Origin of the sequence: Arthrobacter sp. NPDC080073 (genome assembly GCF_040686575.1) — a bacterium.
Taxonomy (GTDB): Bacteria; Actinomycetota; Actinomycetes; order Actinomycetales; family Micrococcaceae; genus Arthrobacter.
Map to the genome: position 1 here is coordinate 43,321 of NZ_JBFBKR010000026.1, position 16,198 is coordinate 59,518.

A 16,198-nucleotide genomic window follows, 5' to 3' on the forward strand; every position below is an offset into this window, starting at 1 on the left:
GGTGATCTCTCCTTGAATGATGGGGCTTCCAAAGTTTGGTGGGTTCAGTGCGCGATGAAGACGTTCTTTACTTCGCTGAAGGAATCAAGTGCGTCAGGACCCAGCTCGCGGCCCAGGCCCGATTGCTTGAAGCCGCCGAACGGCGTCGAATACCGGACTGAAGAATGGGAGTTCACCGAGAGGTTTCCGGCATCCACCCCGCGGGCCACGCGCAAGGCCCGGCCAACGTCTTGGGTCCAGATGGAGCCGGAGAGGCCGTATTCGGTGTCATTGGCGATCCGCACGGCGTCCGCCTCGTCGTCGAAAGGAACGACGACGACGACCGGTCCGAAGATCTCCTCACGCACCGCCGGGTCGTCGAAGGAGTCCGGGGCCAGGACTGTGGGCGGGAACCAGAAACCCGGCCCTTCGGGCACCTCGCCCTGGAAGGCTATGGGCGCTCCCGAGGGCACAAAGCCCGCGACGGTTTCCCTTTGCCGGGCGGAAATCAGGGGCCCCATGACGGTACTCTCGTCAGCCGGGTCGCCGACTTTGACAGCCCGGACAGCGGGCTCCAAAAGCTCAAGAAAAGCATCGTAGGCGGACTTTTCCACCAGGATCCGGGACCTTGCACAGCAGTCCTGCCCGGCATTGTCGAACGCACCACCGGGAGCTGCTGCAGCTGCGGCCTGAAGGTCGGAGTCGGCGAACACAATGTTCGCGCTCTTGCCCCCCAATTCGAGCGTCACCCGCTTCACTTGATCAGCACAACCGGCCATGATCTGCTTGCCAACCCCGGTGGACCCGGTAAAGACGACCTTTCGCACCGCGGGGTGGGTCACGAAGCGCTCCCCCACCACGGAGCCCTTCCCCGGGATGATGGTCAGCACGCCGTCGGGCAGGCCGGCCTCGCGCGCCAACTCGCCCAGCCTCATCGCCGTCAGGGGCGTAAGTTCCGCTGGCTTGAGGACCACCGTGTTGCCTGCCGCGAGGGCCGGGGCGAAGCCCCACGCCGCGATCGGCATGGGAAAGTTCCACGGCACGATAATGCCGACAACGCCCAATGGCTCGTGGAACGTCACATCGAGGCCTCCGGCAACGGGGATCTGCCGCCCGAAGTGCCGCTCAGGGGCCGCCGAGTAGTAACTGATGACGTCACGCGCATTGCCCGCTTCCCAACGGGCATTGCCGACCGTGTGTCCGGCATTGCGGACTTCCAGTTGTGCGAGGTTCTCCAGATCGGCGTCGACGGCGGCCGCGAACCGTCGCAAGAGCAGTGCCCGGTCCGACGGCGACACCTTCCGCCAGGTTTCAAAGGCGCCAGCCGCGCGTGCAATCAGTGCGTCGGTCTCGGCGAGGGATGCGAGTTCAACAGTTTGAAGGAATTCCTCGGTGGCCGGATTGATGATGTCAAAAGTTGTGGCACTCACGCCCAGCTCTTTTCTGTCGGTTTGAATTCCGTCGTTGGGTCGACGCGCTCAGCGCCAGGCTCGCCGTCCCGGTACCTTCTGGCAGCCTCAACGAACCCTTCAAAGAGGCGCAAGTCGGAACGATTTTGTTCAGGGTGGAACTGAACGCCCAACGCCCAGCTTCCTTGGGTCGACTCGACGGCCTCGATGGTGCCGTCCGCCGCGTACGCCGTGACGCACAGCCCTTCGGCAACCCGGTCGAGAATCTGGTGGTGATAAACAGGCGCCGATGCCCGCTCGCCCAGGAGCTCGGCGATAATGCTCCCCGGCCGGGTACCGAACTGGACTTCGCCATAAACCCCCGGAGCGGGTTGGTAGTTGGCGTCAGGAAGCACATCCGGCACGTGCTGGATGAGGTTTCCGCCCAAGGCCACGTTCAGGATTTGCGCGCCGCGGCAGATGGCAAACAGAGGAACCCCCTTCTCCAATGCGGCCAGCGTCAAGGCGATGTCGTGCTCGTCCCGGGCGGGCTGGCTGCGAGTGCTCGGGTGAGGCTCGGCGTCGTAATTTCCGGGGTCGACGTCGGCTCCGCCCACCACAATCAGGCCATCGACGAGGTCAAGTACGGAGGTATCCGTTCCGATAGGCGGCAAGAGAAGAGGGGTGCCGCCGGCCGCCACGACGGCTTCCAAATATGTCGCCGGGAGCAACGCTGCCCGCGCATCCCAAACCCCCCATTTCGCGTCTTGCAGGTAGGTAGTCAGGGCGATCCGAGGCCGTGGGCTCGAACCTGGATCCGGGGCAGGCGTCTGGTTCCGAGTCATTGCCCTACAGCCTTTCAAACCCGCGGCGTAGCTCCCAGTCCGTGATGGCGGACTCAAAAGCTGCCAGTTCGACGTCGGCGTAGTTCACGTAGTGCCGAACCACTTCCTCACCGAAGACTTCCTTGGCGACCACGGAGTTGGCGAACAGATCCCGCGCTTCCCGCATCGTCGTCGGCACGGTGGGAGCGCCCGAAGTGTAAGCGTTGCCGAGGGTTGCCGGTTCGAGTTCGAGCTCATTTTCGATTCCGTAGAGCCCGCCGGCCAGCATGGCCGACAATGCCAAATACGGGTTGACGTCGCCACCCGGCAGCCGGTTTTCCAGCCGCGCGCTTTGGCCATGCCCCACGAGGCGCACCGAGCAGGTGCGGTTGTCGAGGCCCCAGGCGACCGCCGTCGGGGCGAACGAGCCTCTGACGAACCGCTTGTAGGAGTTGATGTTGGGAGCGTAAAAGAGCGTGAATTCCCGCATCGTCGCGAGGACTCCGGCGATGAAGTGGTCGTAGGTTTTGGTGCGGGCGCCCGTGGCCTTGTCCCAGAAAACCAGCTCATCGTCGAGTCCGCGCAGGGACAGGTGGATGTGGCAGGAATTGCCCTCGCGCTCGTTGGGCTTGGCCATGAAGGTGATGGATTGGCCCATGTCATGTGCGATGTCCTTGGCCGCGGTCTTGTAGACGGAATGGTTGTCCGCCGTGGTGACCACTTCGTCGTACTTGAACGCGATCTCGTGCTGTCCGAAGTTGCATTCACCCTTGGCGGATTCCACCGTCATGCCCGCTGCGTACATCTCGTTCCGGATCCTGCGAAGCAGGGGTTCCACGCGCCCGGATCCCAGGAGCGAGTAGTCCACGTTGTATTGGTTGGCAGGTGTGAGGTGCTTGTAGTCCAGGTCCCATGCCTGCTCGTAGGAGTCGTTGTAGACCACAAACTCAAGCTCGGTTCCGGCAAGTGCCTTCCAACCGCGCTCGGCCGCCTTGGCCGTCTGGCGCTTGAGCATGGCGCGGGGTGAAACAGAGACCGGAGTACCGTCGGTCATGGACAGGTCGCACTGGATCAGCGCACTCCCCTCGCGGTAGGGAAGGACGCGGATGGTGTCCAGATCCATGTCGAAGAGCATGTCTCCATAGCCCTTTTCCCACGAGGAAATGTCATAGCCATCCACGGTGTTCATTTCGGTGTCGACGGCGAGGAGGTAATTGCAGCCTTCGGTGCCATGCTCCAGGACGGAATCCAGGAAGAATTGCGCGTGGAGGAGCTTGCCCTGCAACCTGCCCTGCATGTCGGTGAAGCCAAGAATCACGGTGTCTATGGCGCCCTCGCCAATCTGTGCCTTGAGTTGCTCAACGGTGAGCATACGGTCATTGCGAGGGTGAACAGTGTTCGAAATGTCGTTCATGGTGCTGCTCATTTCAGTAGTCCCTTGAGTAGTGCGGCAGTGGACTCGCAGTGCAATTCCATGACGCTTCGGGCCGCTGCAGGCTCACCGTCGAGGATGGCCTGCACTATCAATCGATGTTCTTGGTTTGAATGTTCGATATTCCGCTGCAGAAAGGGGATTTCTGCCAGGAATTCGTGGATCTTGGTCTGGATGGTGGTGCTGGCTTTGTTGAGTTCGGACGACCCCGCAACAGCGGAGATAGCCAGGTGGAGGCGGGCGTCAGCTTGCCTGTATTCCACCGGTGAACCCGCGTTTTCAACCTCGGCCAGGGAATCGGTCAGAAGCCGGCGCTGATCCTCGCTGAGCCGCATCGAGGCCGCCCGCTGGCACGCCCCGGGTTCAATCACCGAGCGGAAGATGAGGATGTCGCTGATTTCCTCCTGCCGGTCCTTGTTGCCTGGACGCTCGGGCGGACGGGCGTTGCCGACCGGTTCCACGATGGTTCCGCCGCCCCTCCCGCGGACGGTCGTGACGAAACCTGCCGCGCGCAATGCGCTGATCGCTTCGCGCAGCGTGGCCCGGGAGACCTGCATGCGCTCGGCCAAGTCGCGCTCGGGCGGGAGGCGTTCGCCGGTCTTGAAGATCCCCAACTGAATTGCCGATCCCAAGTGCTCGACGCACGACTCGAAGGCCATGTGTCCGCGCACGGGCAGCAGGACCGTATCCAACAGTGGGGATTCAATCGGTTCAACGAGGAACATGGCGACCTTCCTGGCTGGGAGGCCGCCGGCGAAGAACCGCCGGCGGCCCATGGTTGTGCTAGTTGAGCAGCTTATCTGCGTCGATTGTGAGGTGCTCCTGTTCGGCACTCGTCATGAACGTCCGACGCCCCGTGGTGTACCAAAGCACCGTGGCAAGGAGGAAGACGACCACGACGGCGATTGGCGCGTAGTTAAAGGTGTCGATGGTGATGTCTGCGACGGGCGGAAGAACGAAGAGAATCACGATGATGGCGACCCACACGATCGCGATCCAGTTGATGACGGGACTCCACTTCCCCAGGTGCCACGGACCCGGCACGAAGCTCTTGTTGAGCCTGCGGAGGAGTACGGGGGTGATGTACGCGATGTAGAGGCCAATGACGGCGACGCTCGTCACGGCAAAATACGCGGTCGTATTGAACAGGGCAGGCGAAGCGAGCACAATGGCGCAGCCAACGCAGAGCCAGATGGAATTTGTCGGGGTGCCGCTCCGGGCGTTGACTTTGGCCCAGATGCGGGAACCCGGCAGTGCGTTGTCTCGGGAGAACGCGTAGGTCATGCGCGAATTGGCGGTCACTGACGCCATGCCGCAGAAGAACTGTGCGCCTACCACGATGGCGAGCAGGAACTTCGCTACGCCGGGGTTGCCCAGCGCATCCAGGAAAATCTGTGCGGGCGGCAAGCCGGTTGACGTAGCTGCAAGGGCGGTCAGGCCGTCCTCTGAGCCGTTCGGGATCGCCGCGACAAGTGAATAGAGCAATATCCAGCCGCCGATGATGGAGACGACGACGCTCATGACAATCCCCTTGGGGGCCGCGATGGCTGCGTTCTTGGTCTCTTCGGCAACGTGGGCCGAAGCATCGTAGCCGGTGTAGGTGTACTGCGACATGAGCAGGCCCATGAGGAAGACATACGGGCCGAAGGTGAAGCCGGTTTCGTTGTGCCACGCCGTCATGGTCCAGTTGAAGGACTGGTGGCTCGTGGGCATGATCCACAGCGCCGCCACGATGATCGCGACGCCTACAATGTGCCACCAAGCGGAGACATTGGACAGGAAACTGACAATCTTGACGCCGAAACTGTTGAGCAGTGCGTGGATGATCATCAGGACGACGAACAGGGCAAAGGTAGCGCCGGCGGTGGGCTCGACGCCGAAAGTCAACGCGGCGAAAGCCATCATTGTGGTGGCGCAACCGAAGTCGATTGCGGCCGTGACGGCCACTTCACCGAGGAAATTGAACCAACCGACGTACCAGGCCCAGGCCCTCTTGTTGCGTTTGGCGAGCCTGCCTGCCCAGAAATACAGGCCACCGGCTGTGGGGTATCGCGAACAAACTTCGGCCATGGAGAGGGCCACGCACAGGACCAAGAGGCCAACGATTGGCCAACCCAGGTTGATGGCAGCCGGGCCGCCGGACTTGAGCGCAATGCTGAAGGAGGTAATGCAGCCAGCCAAGATTGAAATGATGGAGAACGAGACTGCGAAGTTGGAGAAGCCGGACATGCCGCGATGTAGCTCTTGCTTGTAGCCAAGCTCGGCGAGGGCCGCAGCATCTGCGTCTTGCACAGCCTGCACCTTCGCTGCCGTAGAACGATCACTCATGATTATTCTCTTTCTAAACGGAAGGGGGGAACGGGCCGACACCGCTCGCATCGATAGTGACCCACTTCACACCCATCTGTCAATGGTCTGACTTCAGACCACAAACCATCCTCCTCGAAACGGTAGTCTGGAAGGCATGGTTTCTGAGGAGTCGAACATCGACGGCACGTCACAAAGCGGCACGTCACCAAGCGGCACGTCACAAAACGGCACGGCGCACAACGCCAGGTCAGAGGACGGCGCTCCCGAACGCCGGGGGATCACGGTCCGCCGCGCGCCGAAGTTCGTTCCATTCATGGGCCTGGGCGGGGTGCTCGGCATCATCGTTGCAGCGTTCGTGGCCTACGGGATCCCCGGCGACGAGAGTTTCGACACCGGCGCGGTCTTCGGGTTCTTCCTTGTGACCTTTGCCGCTGGCGGCGTGCTGCTCGGTGCCATCGCGGCCCTCGTCCTGGACAAGGTCAGCGTGCGGCGCTCCCGGCGTGCCGTCGTCGAGTCCGTACCCAATCCGACAGTGGACGACGCCGAGGCATAGGATCCCGGTCACAATGCCGCGTGGGGGAAAGTACCACGCCAACATCATGCGACAATTGACCAGTGGCACGTGGCGACGGAAAACTTTCTCATGATCTTCTCCCCGACGAAAAAGGACCTCAGGACGCTTGTGGCGTCTTCGGGGTCTGGGCGCCGGGCGAAGAAGTAGCAAAACTCACCTATTACGGGCTGTATGCGTTGCAGCACCGCGGACAAGAATCGGCTGGTATTGCTACCAGTGACGGCAAGCGCATCAATGTCTACAAGGACATGGGCCTCGTGTCCCAGGTCTTCGACGAGACAACGCTGAACACCCTCACCGGGCACCTTGCCGTTGGCCACTGCCGCTACTCCACCACCGGAGCAAGCCACTGGGCAAACGCGCAGCCCACCCTGGGCGCGACCGCCACCGGCACCGTTGCCCTCGCGCACAACGGCAACCTGACCAACACTGCTGAGCTCCGGGAAATGATCCTCGAGCTCAACGGCGGTCAGTTGACCGGAGAAATGAAGCAGGGCAACACCTCGGACACCGCCCTGGTCACCGCGCTCCTCGAGGGCGAAGAGGGCAAGACCCTTGAACAGACCGCTCTTGAGCTGCTTCCCAAGATCCGAGGCGGCTTCTGCTTCGTGTTCATGGACGAAGGAACGCTCTACGCAGCCCGCGATACCTTCGGCATCCGTCCCCTGTGCCTTGGCCGCCTTGAGCGCGGCTGGGTTGTCGCCTCGGAACAGTCCGCCCTGGCAACCGTCGGTGCGAGCTTCATCCGCGAGATCGAACCCGGAGAGTTCATCGCCATTGACGAGAACGGCGTGCGTTCCCAGCGTTTCGCGGAAGCGACGCCGGCGGGTTGCGTTTTCGAGTACGTCTACCTTGCGCGCCCCGACGCTTCGATTGCCGGGCGCTCGGTGTACGAGTCCCGTGTGGAGATGGGCCGCCAGTTGGCCCGCGAAAACACCCAGGTAGCGGACATCGTCATCCCCGTTCCCGAATCCGGAACCCCCGCAGCGGTCGGCTACGCGGAGGAATCCGGTATCCCGTTCGCGCACGGCTTCGTCAAGAACTCCTACGTGGGCCGTACGTTCATCCAGCCCTCGCAGACCCTGCGCCAGCTCGGCATCCGGCTCAAGCTCAACGCCCTCGAATCCGTGATCCGCGGCAAGCGCGTGGTAGTGGTGGATGACTCGATCGTCCGCGGCAACACCCAGCGTGCCATCGTCCGGATGCTCCGCGAGGCCGGCGCTGCAGCCGTCCACATCAAGATCTCCTCCCCACCGGTCCAGTGGCCCTGCTTCTACGGCATCGACTTCGCGTCCCGCGCTGAACTGATCGCCAACGGCGCCACTATCGAGGAAATCTCCCACGCCATTGGAGCGGATTCGCTGGCCTACATTTCCGAAGACGGAATGATCGGAGCCACCCAGCAGCCCCGGGAACGCCTCTGTACTGCCTGCTTCACAGGCCGGTATCCCATCGAACTCCCGGGTTCGGACAAGCTGGGCAAGAACCTCCTGGAGCGCACCGACCTCGGCGGGCTGCCGACGTCGGGCATCTCCGCCGAAGCCGCGACCGCGGACTCGGACGACCCGGCCAACAAGCCCGGCGCCACGGGCTGCGACCCCGGACCCGACGCCGAGTTTGAGAACCTGCTGACCGACGCCGATAAGAAAGAGTCTGTATGACCTCCGCTTCCTCCGCCGCTGAGAACACAACCGGCATCACCTACGCGTCTGCCGGCGTCGACGTCGAAGCGGGCGACCGCGCCGTCGAACTCATGAAGGACGCCGTCAAGGCGACCCACAACAGCTCGGTCCTCGGCGGCGTCGGCGGTTTCGCCGGCCTGTACGACGTCTCCAAGCTGCTCACGTACAAGAGGCCGCTGCTGGCCACGTCCACTGACGGCGTCGGCACCAAGGTGGCCATCGCCCAGGCCATGGATATCCACGACACGATCGGCTTCGACCTGGTCGGCATGGTGGTGGACGACATCGTGGTGGTCGGCGCGGAGCCGCTCTTCATGACCGACTACATTGCGTGCGGCAAGGTTGTGCCCGAGCGCATCGCGGACATCGTCCGCGGCATCGCCGCCGCCTGTTCCGTGGCGGGCACCGCCCTGGTGGGTGGCGAGACCGCTGAGCACCCGGGCCTGCTGGGTGAGCACGAGTACGACGTCGCCGGTGCAGCTACCGGTGTTGTCGAAGCCGACTCCCTTCTTGGCCCGGACCGCGTCCGCGCCGGCGACGTCGTGATCGGCATGGCCTCCTCGGGCCTGCACTCCAACGGCTACTCCCTGGTCCGCCGCGTGATCAACCACGCCGGCTGGGCCCTGGACCGCCAGGTCTCCGAACTCGGCCGCACTCTGGGCGAAGAGCTGCTGGAGCCCACCCGGGTCTACGCGGCCGACTGCCTGGACCTCGCCCGTGCCTTCCCGGTCAGCGGCCCGGGTGCCGCGCCCGGCGCCGTGCATGGCTTCAGCCATGTCACCGGCGGCGGCCTCGCAGCCAACCTGGCCCGCGTCCTGCCGCAGGGCCTCGTGGCCACGGTTGACCGCGCCACGTGGGAACTGCCGCCCATTTTCAAGCTTGTTTCGGAGCTCGGCAATGTTCCGCTGGCCGACCTGGAGCGCACGCTCAACCTCGGCGTCGGAATGGTGGCCATCGTCTCGCCCGAAATCGCCGACGCCGCAGTGGGCCGCCTCAACGAACGCGGCCTCCCGTCGTGGGTCATGGGTACCGTGGCTGCGGACTCCGATTCGATCATGAAGAGCGGCCCGGACTACGTCCAAGGTGCAAAGGGCGTCGACGGCGGCGCCGTGCGCCTCGTGAACGCCTACGCCTAAGGGTTCTTAACGCAAACGAGTGCCCACCCAATTGCCGATCCGGCAGTTGGGTGGGCACTCGATTTGTTTAGGAGCTTTCGCCGGCCATCACGCTGAAGGCTGCTCCGGCGGGATCGCCGAGAACTGCCATGCGGCCGACACCGGGGACATCGAAGGCAGGCGCGAAGACCTGGGCTCCGAGTTCCACGGCCTTCGCCACGGATTCATTGACGTCCGCGACGTTGAAGTAGGTCATCCAGAACGGCGGCATACCCTCCATGGGCTGCTTCATGGCGCCGGCCACGGACTTCCCGTCCACCACGAACTGGGTGTATTCCTGCAGATCGCCGGCCGCGGCCGTCTCGCTGGAGCATCCAGTCACGGATTCGTAGAAGGCGACGGCCTTGGGGACGTCGTTTGTCTGCAGCTCGCTCCAGACCACCGTGCCCGGTTCATTGACCAGGCCGGCGCCGTGGTGGTTTCCGGCCTCCCAAAAACCAATCTGCGCACCCGTCGGATCGGCGGCGACAAACATCCGTCCGCTCCCATTGGGGACGCTATCCGGCGGGAAGATGATTTTGCCGCCGGCGGCCGCCGCGCGCTCAGCGGCCTCATCGACCGAATCTACGGCGAGGTAGTTGGCCCAGAAGGACGGTACACCGGCCGCAGCCATGTCCGGCATCTGCTGCATCATGCCCGCTACGTAGCGGTCCTGCAGCTTCGCCATGTAGTAGGTGCCGCCGTTGCCGGCGTCCATCGCGTCCAATTCCCAGCCGAACAGATCGCCATAGAAGGCCTTGGAAGCCTCAATGTCCGACGACGACAGGTCCACCCAACACGGAGTTCCCTGCTTGTAGCTATCAACCTGCGGCATTGCTGTCCCTTCGTTGAGTAGCTGGCTTACGCCAGCGAATACCACGTTCAAGGTAGTACGGGGGTCTGACACTGACAACAGCCAGCGGGTGCGCGCCCCTCAGGAATCTTCTACGCGTGAACAGTCCGGCCCGTGAAAGCGACCAGGCGCTCCAGGCTGGATGACGTCTCGGCGACTTCCTGGGCCGGGGCGAAGCTGCCGCTTGCGCGGACCTGCTCGCTGATGGTTTTCTGCGCGAGGACCTCGACGTAGTCGGTGAGCTCATCTGCCACCGACACCTCCAGGCCCAGGGCCTTGGAGAAGTCCCAAGCGTGGACCAGGAACTCGAGGTTGAGGATGGAGGCGACCATCGTGGCCGGTAGCTCTGCGAAGCCCATGTCGATGGTGCCTTCGAGGCCGCGGCGGTAGAAAGCTTCCAGCGTGGGCTGGGCGAGGTCGGCGATCCGCACCTCAGGCGACTTTCCGGCGTCGTCGGCTACGTCGGCACCCAAGGCCTTGGCGATGCCGCCAATGGATCCGGCAAGGTGGTCAAGCAACTGCGAGACGTTGAAGTCGGCGCATGGAGTCTGGGTCTGCGCGTCGGCTTCGGTGACGTGCGCCAGAACGCGCTGCACGATGGCAAGCGTGGCGTCCGCAGAAGTGAGTTCGTTGAGATCGGCAGGGGCTGCTGCCCATTCGTCGGCACCGGCGTCGCCCGTGGCGGCCTCCGCGAGGAGACGGTCGAGGTAGTGGTTCCAGCCCTCGGAGTGGGCGGCGACGGCTTCCGGCGTCGGAAGGCCTTCGTGCACCAGGCGCACGGTGGTCCCGCCGTCGGCAGGCTCAAGGGTGATGGCCACGGTGGAAACGTTGTCCGCGGGGGCCTCAGGCTGCTCCCAGCCCCAGGTGAAGACGACGCGCTTGCCCGGCTCGATTTCAGTGAACGTTCCTGCCGCGTGGTGACCGGGGGTGATCGTCCAGCGGTATTCGCCGCCTACCTTGAGGTCGACGCGGGCGGCAACGGTCTGCCAGCGGCGAAGGCGTGCAGGCTGCGTGATGAGTTCGAACGCCTGGTCGACGTTGAGGGGAAGAAGAACGGTCTTGTCGTAGATCATGGTGATTCCTCTGTTGTTTGAAGTCGGTCGGTGGTGAAGTTTTGTGCGTCAGCGAGGAGCATGTCCAGCTCAGCGGTCCAGAACTGCTCAAAAAGCATCCGTAGTTCCCTCATGCCGGCATTGTCCAAGCGGTAGAAGCGGTTGCGTCCTTCTTTGCGGGCAGCAACGAGGCCTACCTGCTCCAGCAACAGCAAGTGCTGAGAGATGGCGGATCTGCTCACCGTGAATTCGCCAGCCAGCTCCGTCACGGTCCGCTCACCCGCCGCAAGCATGTGCAACAGACGCCGCCTGTTCGGCTCCGCGGCAACTTCCAGTCGGTCGAGCATGATTAATACGTTAGCCGTCACTAACGCATTTTGTCAACAACTTTCGAGAGCGCACTATCAACAGCAACGCGGCATCAGCGAGGACTGACCGGCAAAAGGGCACGAAAAAGGCCCGCAGGGTGCGCCAATATGGCGCACCCTGCGGGCTCTGCGTTTCGGGAGGCATCCGGGGATGCCAGATGACTTCGTGTACGACGGCGGTACGCAACTCGATGCCGAAAGGCACCTGATTGTTGCTACGGCTAAACGATACGGCGGGTGTCTACCTCGTCGTCATCGTCTTCCAAGTCCTGTGCGTACTTGTCCTCGTAAGCCGAGTAGTCCGGCTCCGGCGGATCGTCCGCAAATCGGCTCGTCGCACGACTTGATGGCCCAGTCAGCTCCCGCTGAAGGGCCGAATAGTCAGTGTTCGGGGAGTAGTACTTGATGTCCCGAGCCTGCTTGGTAGCTTTTGCCTTTTGACGGCCGCGCCCCATGGCGTGACCCCCTTTTGTACTTGGACCGGAGGTGGTCACCTTGGCGATCGGTGAGGCCCCGGAATGTTTGGTCAATTTGTCGTATGTCTAGATTACATGCTTTCTGGAGCAACTGCGTGCCACGACCTTCGCGAAAGCAGCGTCACAGTTCCACCTGGCAAGTACCTCCATTCGTTGGCATGAAAAACTTGGGTAGAGTCGCCCTAATATCAGGCCGCACGTATGAAAGGCAGCAAACTCAGACATGGGCCAGGACAACACGATCCCGGGCAACAACGGTACAGGCGACAACGAGTCGCCGGTAGACCCTGCTTCAGGGACCCTGCGGACAGCCCTGGACGCCATAACGCGGTATCGGCTCATCATTGGCGGCATCGTGCTGGCTGTATTGGTCCTCATCGGGGTAGTGATCTGGGTCCTCGTTGGAGCCCTCGCCAACCGTCCTGTGGCCGCGCCCGCTCCCGCCCCGGCCACGTCCACCAGCCGCGGCCCGCTCCCGGCGGATGTCGAGGCAAAGGACTACCAGCTCGGCGATTGCTTCGCCGATTTCGACTCCAATGCCACCAAGTCAAAGGTGGTGGACTGCACCACCGACCACTCGGCCCAGCTGGGCGCCATCTTCCGGTACAAGGCTGACGACACGTTCCCCGGTGCCAACGCGTTGCGTGACAAAGGCCGCGAAATCTGCCGTGACGTGATGCTCAACGAGGCCTCCACCAAGTACGCGCTCCTGCAGCAGAACGTGTACCCGAGCGCCAGCAGCTGGGACAACGGTGACCGCCGCGTGGACTGCTTCATCGTGGTGAACTCGGGAAACACGCTCAAGGAGTCCGTGCTGCAAAAGTAGTCCCGGCGGCTTCGGCTAGTTTTTCCGCCTCACGCTCAGGCCGCTACCCGCCGGAGCTCCGCCGTCGGGACCCGTCAAAGCTTCGAGGCCCTCGATGGTGAGTTCGTCGACGTCGGCCGCGGTGTCCACGAGCACGGTGTCGCCGTCCACGATCTCTCCTGCGAGGATCTCCTTGGCCAGGCGGTCGCCGATCTCGCGTTGAACCAGCCTTCGCAACGGACGGGCGCCGTAGGCGGGATCGTAACCGGACATCGCGAGCCAGGCCCGGGCTCCGTCGCTGACCTCAAGGGTGAGCCGGCGGTCGTGCAGCCGCTTGGCCAGCTCGTTCACGTGCAGCTCGACGATCCTGGCGAGCTCGTCCACGCTGAGCGGATCGAACAGCACAATCTCATCGAGCCGGTTGAGGAACTCCGGCTTGAAGGAGGCGTTGACCACGGCCATGACCGCATTTCGCTTCGCCGTGGCGTCGAGGGTCGGATCCACGAGGAACTGGCTGCCCGAGTTGGAGGTCAGCACCAGGATGGTGTTCCGGAAGTCCACGGTGCGGCCCTGCCCGTCGGTGAGGCGACCGTCGTCGAGCACTTGCAGGAGGATGTCGAACACCTCCGGGTGGGCCTTCTCGACCTCGTCGAGCAGGATCACGGAGTACGGGCGGCGGCGGACCGCTTCGGTGAGCTGGCCACCTTCCTCGTAGCCCACGTATCCGGGAGGGGCACCGACGAGCCTGGCCACGGAGTGCTTCTCCCCGTACTCGGACATGTCGATCCGCACCATGGCGCGTTCGTCGTCGAACAGGAAGTCAGCGAGCGCCTTCGCGAGCTCGGTCTTACCGACGCCGGTGGGGCCCAGGAACAGGAACGAACCGGTGGGGCGGTTGGGATCGCTGATGCCCGCACGGGCGCGGCGGACGGCGTCGGAAACGGCGGCCACAGCCTTGGACTGGCCGATCAGGCGCTTTCCGATCTCCTCCTCCATATGCAGCAGCTTCTGGGATTCTCCCTGCAGCATGCGGCCGGCGGGGATCCCAGTCCAGGCCGAAATGACCTCGGCGATATCATCCGCCGTGACTTCCTCCGCGACCATCAGTGCGGGCTTCGCTTCGCCCCGCGCTTCGCGCGCCGACTCTTCCTGGGCTGCTGCGCTGAGCTCGCGCTCCAACGCGGGCAGTTCGCCGTAGAGAATGCGCGAGGCAGCTTCAAGGTCTCCTTCGCGCTGGTACTTTTCGGCAGCCGAACGCAGTTCGTCGATTTTCGCCTTGAGGTCGCCGACACGGTTGAGCCCGGCCTTCTCGGCTTCCCAACGGGCGTTCAGCGCCGACAGGGCTTCTTGCTTGTCCGCCTTGTCCGCGCGGAGTGCTGCGAGGCGTTCCACCGAGGCGGCGTCAGTCTCCCGGGCCAGGGCCAGCTCCTCCATGGTGAGGCGGTCCACGGCCCGGCGGAGCTGGTCTATTTCCTCGGGAGCCGAGTCGATTTCCATGCGCAGACGGGACGCGGCCTCGTCCACGAGGTCGATCGCCTTGTCCGGCAACTGACGGCCCGAGATATAGCGGTTGGAGAGCGTGGCGGCAGCCACGAGGGCGGAGTCCGCGATCGCTACCTTGTGGTGGGCCTCGTAGCGCTCCTTGAGGCCGCGGAGGATCCCGATGGTGTCCTCCACACTCGGCTCACCCACGAAGACCTGCTGGAAGCGGCGTTCCAGGGCCGGGTCCTTCTCGACATTTTCGCGGTACTCGTCCAGGGTGGTGGCGCCGATGAGCCGCAGCTCGCCGCGGGCCAGCATTGGCTTGAGCATATTGCCGGCGTCCATGGCACTTTCGCCCGTGGCACCAGCGCCCACCACGGTGTGGATTTCGTCGATGAACGTGACGATCTGACCGTTGGAGTTCTTGATCTCCTCCAGCACGGCCTTGAGCCGTTCCTCGAATTCTCCGCGGTACTTCGCGCCGGCCACCATGGACGCGAGGTCCAGCGCAATCAGGGTCTTGCCCCGCAGGCTTTCCGGGACGTCCCCGGCCACCATGCGCTGGGCGAGCCCTTCGACGACGGCGGTCTTGCCGACGCCGGGTTCCCCGATGAGCACCGGGTTGTTCTTGGTGCGACGGCTCAGCACCTGGACGACCCGCCGGATTTCGCTGTCCCGTCCGATCACGGGATCCAGTTTGCCGGAGCGCGCCACGGCAGTGAGGTCGGTGCCGTATTTCTCGAGCGCTTGGAAAGTATTTTCGGGGTCTTGTGAGGTGACTTTCCGGTCGCCACGGACACCTGGCAGGGCGGCGAGGAGCGCTTCGTGGGAGGCTCCGGCGTCGCGCAGTAGCTTCCCTACGGCGTCGCTACCGGCGGAGAGCCCCAAAAGGAGGTGCTCAGTGGACACGAAGGAGTCGCCGAGTTTCTCGGCCTCGTTCTGGGCGGCCTGGATAGCCTGCAGGGAAGGACGGGAAAGCTGCGCTTGCTGCACGGAACTGCCGGACGACGACGGCAGGGCCTTGATCGCCGAACTCGCCTGCACGCTCACCGCATCCGGGTCCGCTCCAGTGGCGCGCAAAAGCGCCACGGCAACGCCCTCGCGCTGGTCCATGAGTGCTTTGAGCAGGTGTGCCGGCTCTACCTGCGGATTTCCGGCGGTGGAGGCGTTCATGGCCGCCGCGGAAAGAGCCTCCTGGCTCTTGGTGGTGAATTTGACGTCCATGGAAGAGCTCCTCTCGGAAGTAGACTGTTTCTCAAAGTTGAGTCTACTATGCTCAAGTTTGAGAAATTGTCTGTCCTGCTCCATGTTTGCCCACGGCGAAACTGCTGTCCATAGCCTTCCCGGCTTACCTTGAAAAGCCCCTCGCTGTTTCCGACTCGCAGCCCTAGGATCAGGTGTGACCGGGTGGAACACCCCCTGGCGAGCATGAGAAAAAGGACACGCAATGAAGAAGTTCGTAGTTCTCTACAATGCACCGCAATCGGCGGAATCGGCCATGGCTGAGAGCACCCCCGAAGCAGCAGCCGAAGGCATGAAGCTGTGGACGGACTGGGCAGCGAAGGCTGGAGACGGGATTGCCGATCTTGGCACGCCCCTTGGAGGCGGCAAGGTGGTCGGGAACTCCGGAGTATCCGACGCGGAGACCGGCGTGGCCGGTTACAGCGTCCTGCAGGCCGAGGACATGGACGGCGCCCTGAAGCTCCTCGAAGGCCACCCGCACTCCTGTTCAAACTCTGCAACAACAACGGCACCTGGACCCAGCTCACCGCCGACCTCTCCGCCTACAAAGGCCAGACCATCACCCTCTGGTTCAACG

14 protein-coding genes and 1 pseudogene are annotated in these 16,198 nt (G+C 63.5%); 5 read left to right on the plus strand and 10 right to left on the minus strand.

Annotated features, from left to right (window positions below):
* Positions 1-44 precede the first annotated feature (44 nt).
* The 5 genes from AB0O52_RS20915 to AB0O52_RS20935 are packed head-to-tail and all read right to left on the minus strand — an operon-like array spanning position 45 to position 5,951.
* Positions 45-1,409, minus strand: a complete 1,365-nt coding sequence (locus tag AB0O52_RS20915; RefSeq protein ID WP_364541833.1) for an aldehyde dehydrogenase family protein — start codon at positions 1,407-1,409, stop codon at positions 45-47.
* Complete coding sequence (locus AB0O52_RS20920) at positions 1,406-2,212, minus strand: gamma-glutamyl-gamma-aminobutyrate hydrolase family protein (protein ID WP_364541836.1); 807 nt, start codon at positions 2,210-2,212, stop codon at positions 1,406-1,408. Before AB0O52_RS20920 ends, AB0O52_RS20915 begins: the two co-directional genes overlap by 4 nt.
* Positions 2,213-2,216: 4 nt before the next feature.
* Positions 2,217-3,617, minus strand: coding sequence for a glutamine synthetase family protein (locus tag AB0O52_RS20925; RefSeq protein WP_364541839.1), 1,401 nt, complete (start codon positions 3,615-3,617; stop codon positions 2,217-2,219).
* The gene (locus tag AB0O52_RS20930; protein ID WP_364541841.1) at positions 3,614-4,348 is read right to left on the minus strand and encodes an FCD domain-containing protein; all 735 of its coding nucleotides are present in this window, start codon (positions 4,346-4,348) and stop codon (positions 3,614-3,616) included. The genes AB0O52_RS20925 and AB0O52_RS20930 overlap by 4 nt, the downstream gene beginning before the upstream one ends.
* A 58-nt stretch (positions 4,349-4,406) precedes the next feature.
* Positions 4,407-5,951 carry an amino acid permease gene (locus AB0O52_RS20935; RefSeq protein ID WP_364541843.1) on the minus strand — a complete coding sequence of 515 codons (1,545 nt, stop codon included), beginning with the start codon at positions 5,949-5,951 and terminating at the stop codon, positions 4,407-4,409.
* Positions 5,952-6,087: 136 nt separating this feature from the next.
* On the opposite strand from AB0O52_RS20935, the gene AB0O52_RS20940 reads away from it, so the two are divergent.
* The 3 genes from AB0O52_RS20940 (at position 6,088) to purM (ending at position 9,325) form a co-directional block, all read left to right on the plus strand.
* Entirely contained in the window at positions 6,088-6,486 is a 399-nt protein-coding gene (locus AB0O52_RS20940; RefSeq protein WP_364541846.1) for a hypothetical protein, read from the plus strand.
* A gap of 62 nt (positions 6,487-6,548) precedes the next feature.
* Positions 6,549-8,168 carry an amidophosphoribosyltransferase gene (gene purF / locus AB0O52_RS20945; protein ID WP_364541849.1) on the plus strand — a complete coding sequence of 540 codons (1,620 nt, stop codon included), beginning with the start codon at positions 6,549-6,551 and terminating at the stop codon, positions 8,166-8,168.
* Entirely contained in the window at positions 8,165-9,325 is a 1,161-nt protein-coding gene (purM, locus tag AB0O52_RS20950) for a phosphoribosylformylglycinamidine cyclo-ligase (RefSeq protein WP_364541852.1), read from the plus strand. Before purF ends, purM begins: the two co-directional genes overlap by 4 nt.
* A gap of 67 nt (positions 9,326-9,392) precedes the next feature.
* Here the strand turns inward: purM and AB0O52_RS20955 are convergent, their stop codons facing one another.
* From AB0O52_RS20955 to AB0O52_RS20970, 4 genes are all read right to left on the minus strand, one after another.
* Entirely contained in the window at positions 9,393-10,178 is a 786-nt protein-coding gene (locus AB0O52_RS20955; protein ID WP_364541854.1) for a VOC family protein, read from the minus strand.
* A 110-nt stretch (positions 10,179-10,288) separates the two neighbouring features.
* Positions 10,289-11,269: a TIGR03086 family metal-binding protein gene (locus tag AB0O52_RS20960; RefSeq protein ID WP_364541856.1), complete on the minus strand. Its 981-nt coding sequence runs from the start codon at positions 11,267-11,269 to the stop codon at positions 10,289-10,291.
* Complete coding sequence (locus tag AB0O52_RS20965; protein WP_364541858.1) at positions 11,266-11,595, minus strand: metalloregulator ArsR/SmtB family transcription factor; 330 nt, start codon at positions 11,593-11,595, stop codon at positions 11,266-11,268. The genes AB0O52_RS20960 and AB0O52_RS20965 overlap by 4 nt, the downstream gene beginning before the upstream one ends.
* A 242-nt stretch (positions 11,596-11,837) precedes the next feature.
* Complete coding sequence (locus AB0O52_RS20970; RefSeq protein ID WP_364541860.1) at positions 11,838-12,071, minus strand: DUF3073 domain-containing protein; 234 nt, start codon at positions 12,069-12,071, stop codon at positions 11,838-11,840.
* Positions 12,072-12,315: 244 nt separating this feature from the next.
* Here AB0O52_RS20970 and AB0O52_RS20975 point away from each other — a divergent pair, with 244 nt between their 5' ends.
* Complete coding sequence (locus AB0O52_RS20975; protein WP_364541862.1) at positions 12,316-12,918, plus strand: septum formation family protein; 603 nt, start codon at positions 12,316-12,318, stop codon at positions 12,916-12,918.
* A gap of 15 nt (positions 12,919-12,933) precedes the next feature.
* Here AB0O52_RS20975 and clpB read toward each other — a convergent pair whose 3' ends face one another.
* On the minus strand, positions 12,934-15,603 hold the full coding sequence (gene clpB, locus AB0O52_RS20980) for an ATP-dependent chaperone ClpB (protein ID WP_364541865.1): 2,670 nt from the start codon (positions 15,601-15,603) through the stop codon (positions 12,934-12,936).
* Positions 15,604-15,826: 223 nt separating this feature from the next.
* On the opposite strand from clpB, the pseudogene AB0O52_RS20985 reads away from it, so the two are divergent.
* Positions 15,827-16,198 (plus strand): annotated as a pseudogene (locus AB0O52_RS20985) (hypothetical protein); the annotation flags it as partial.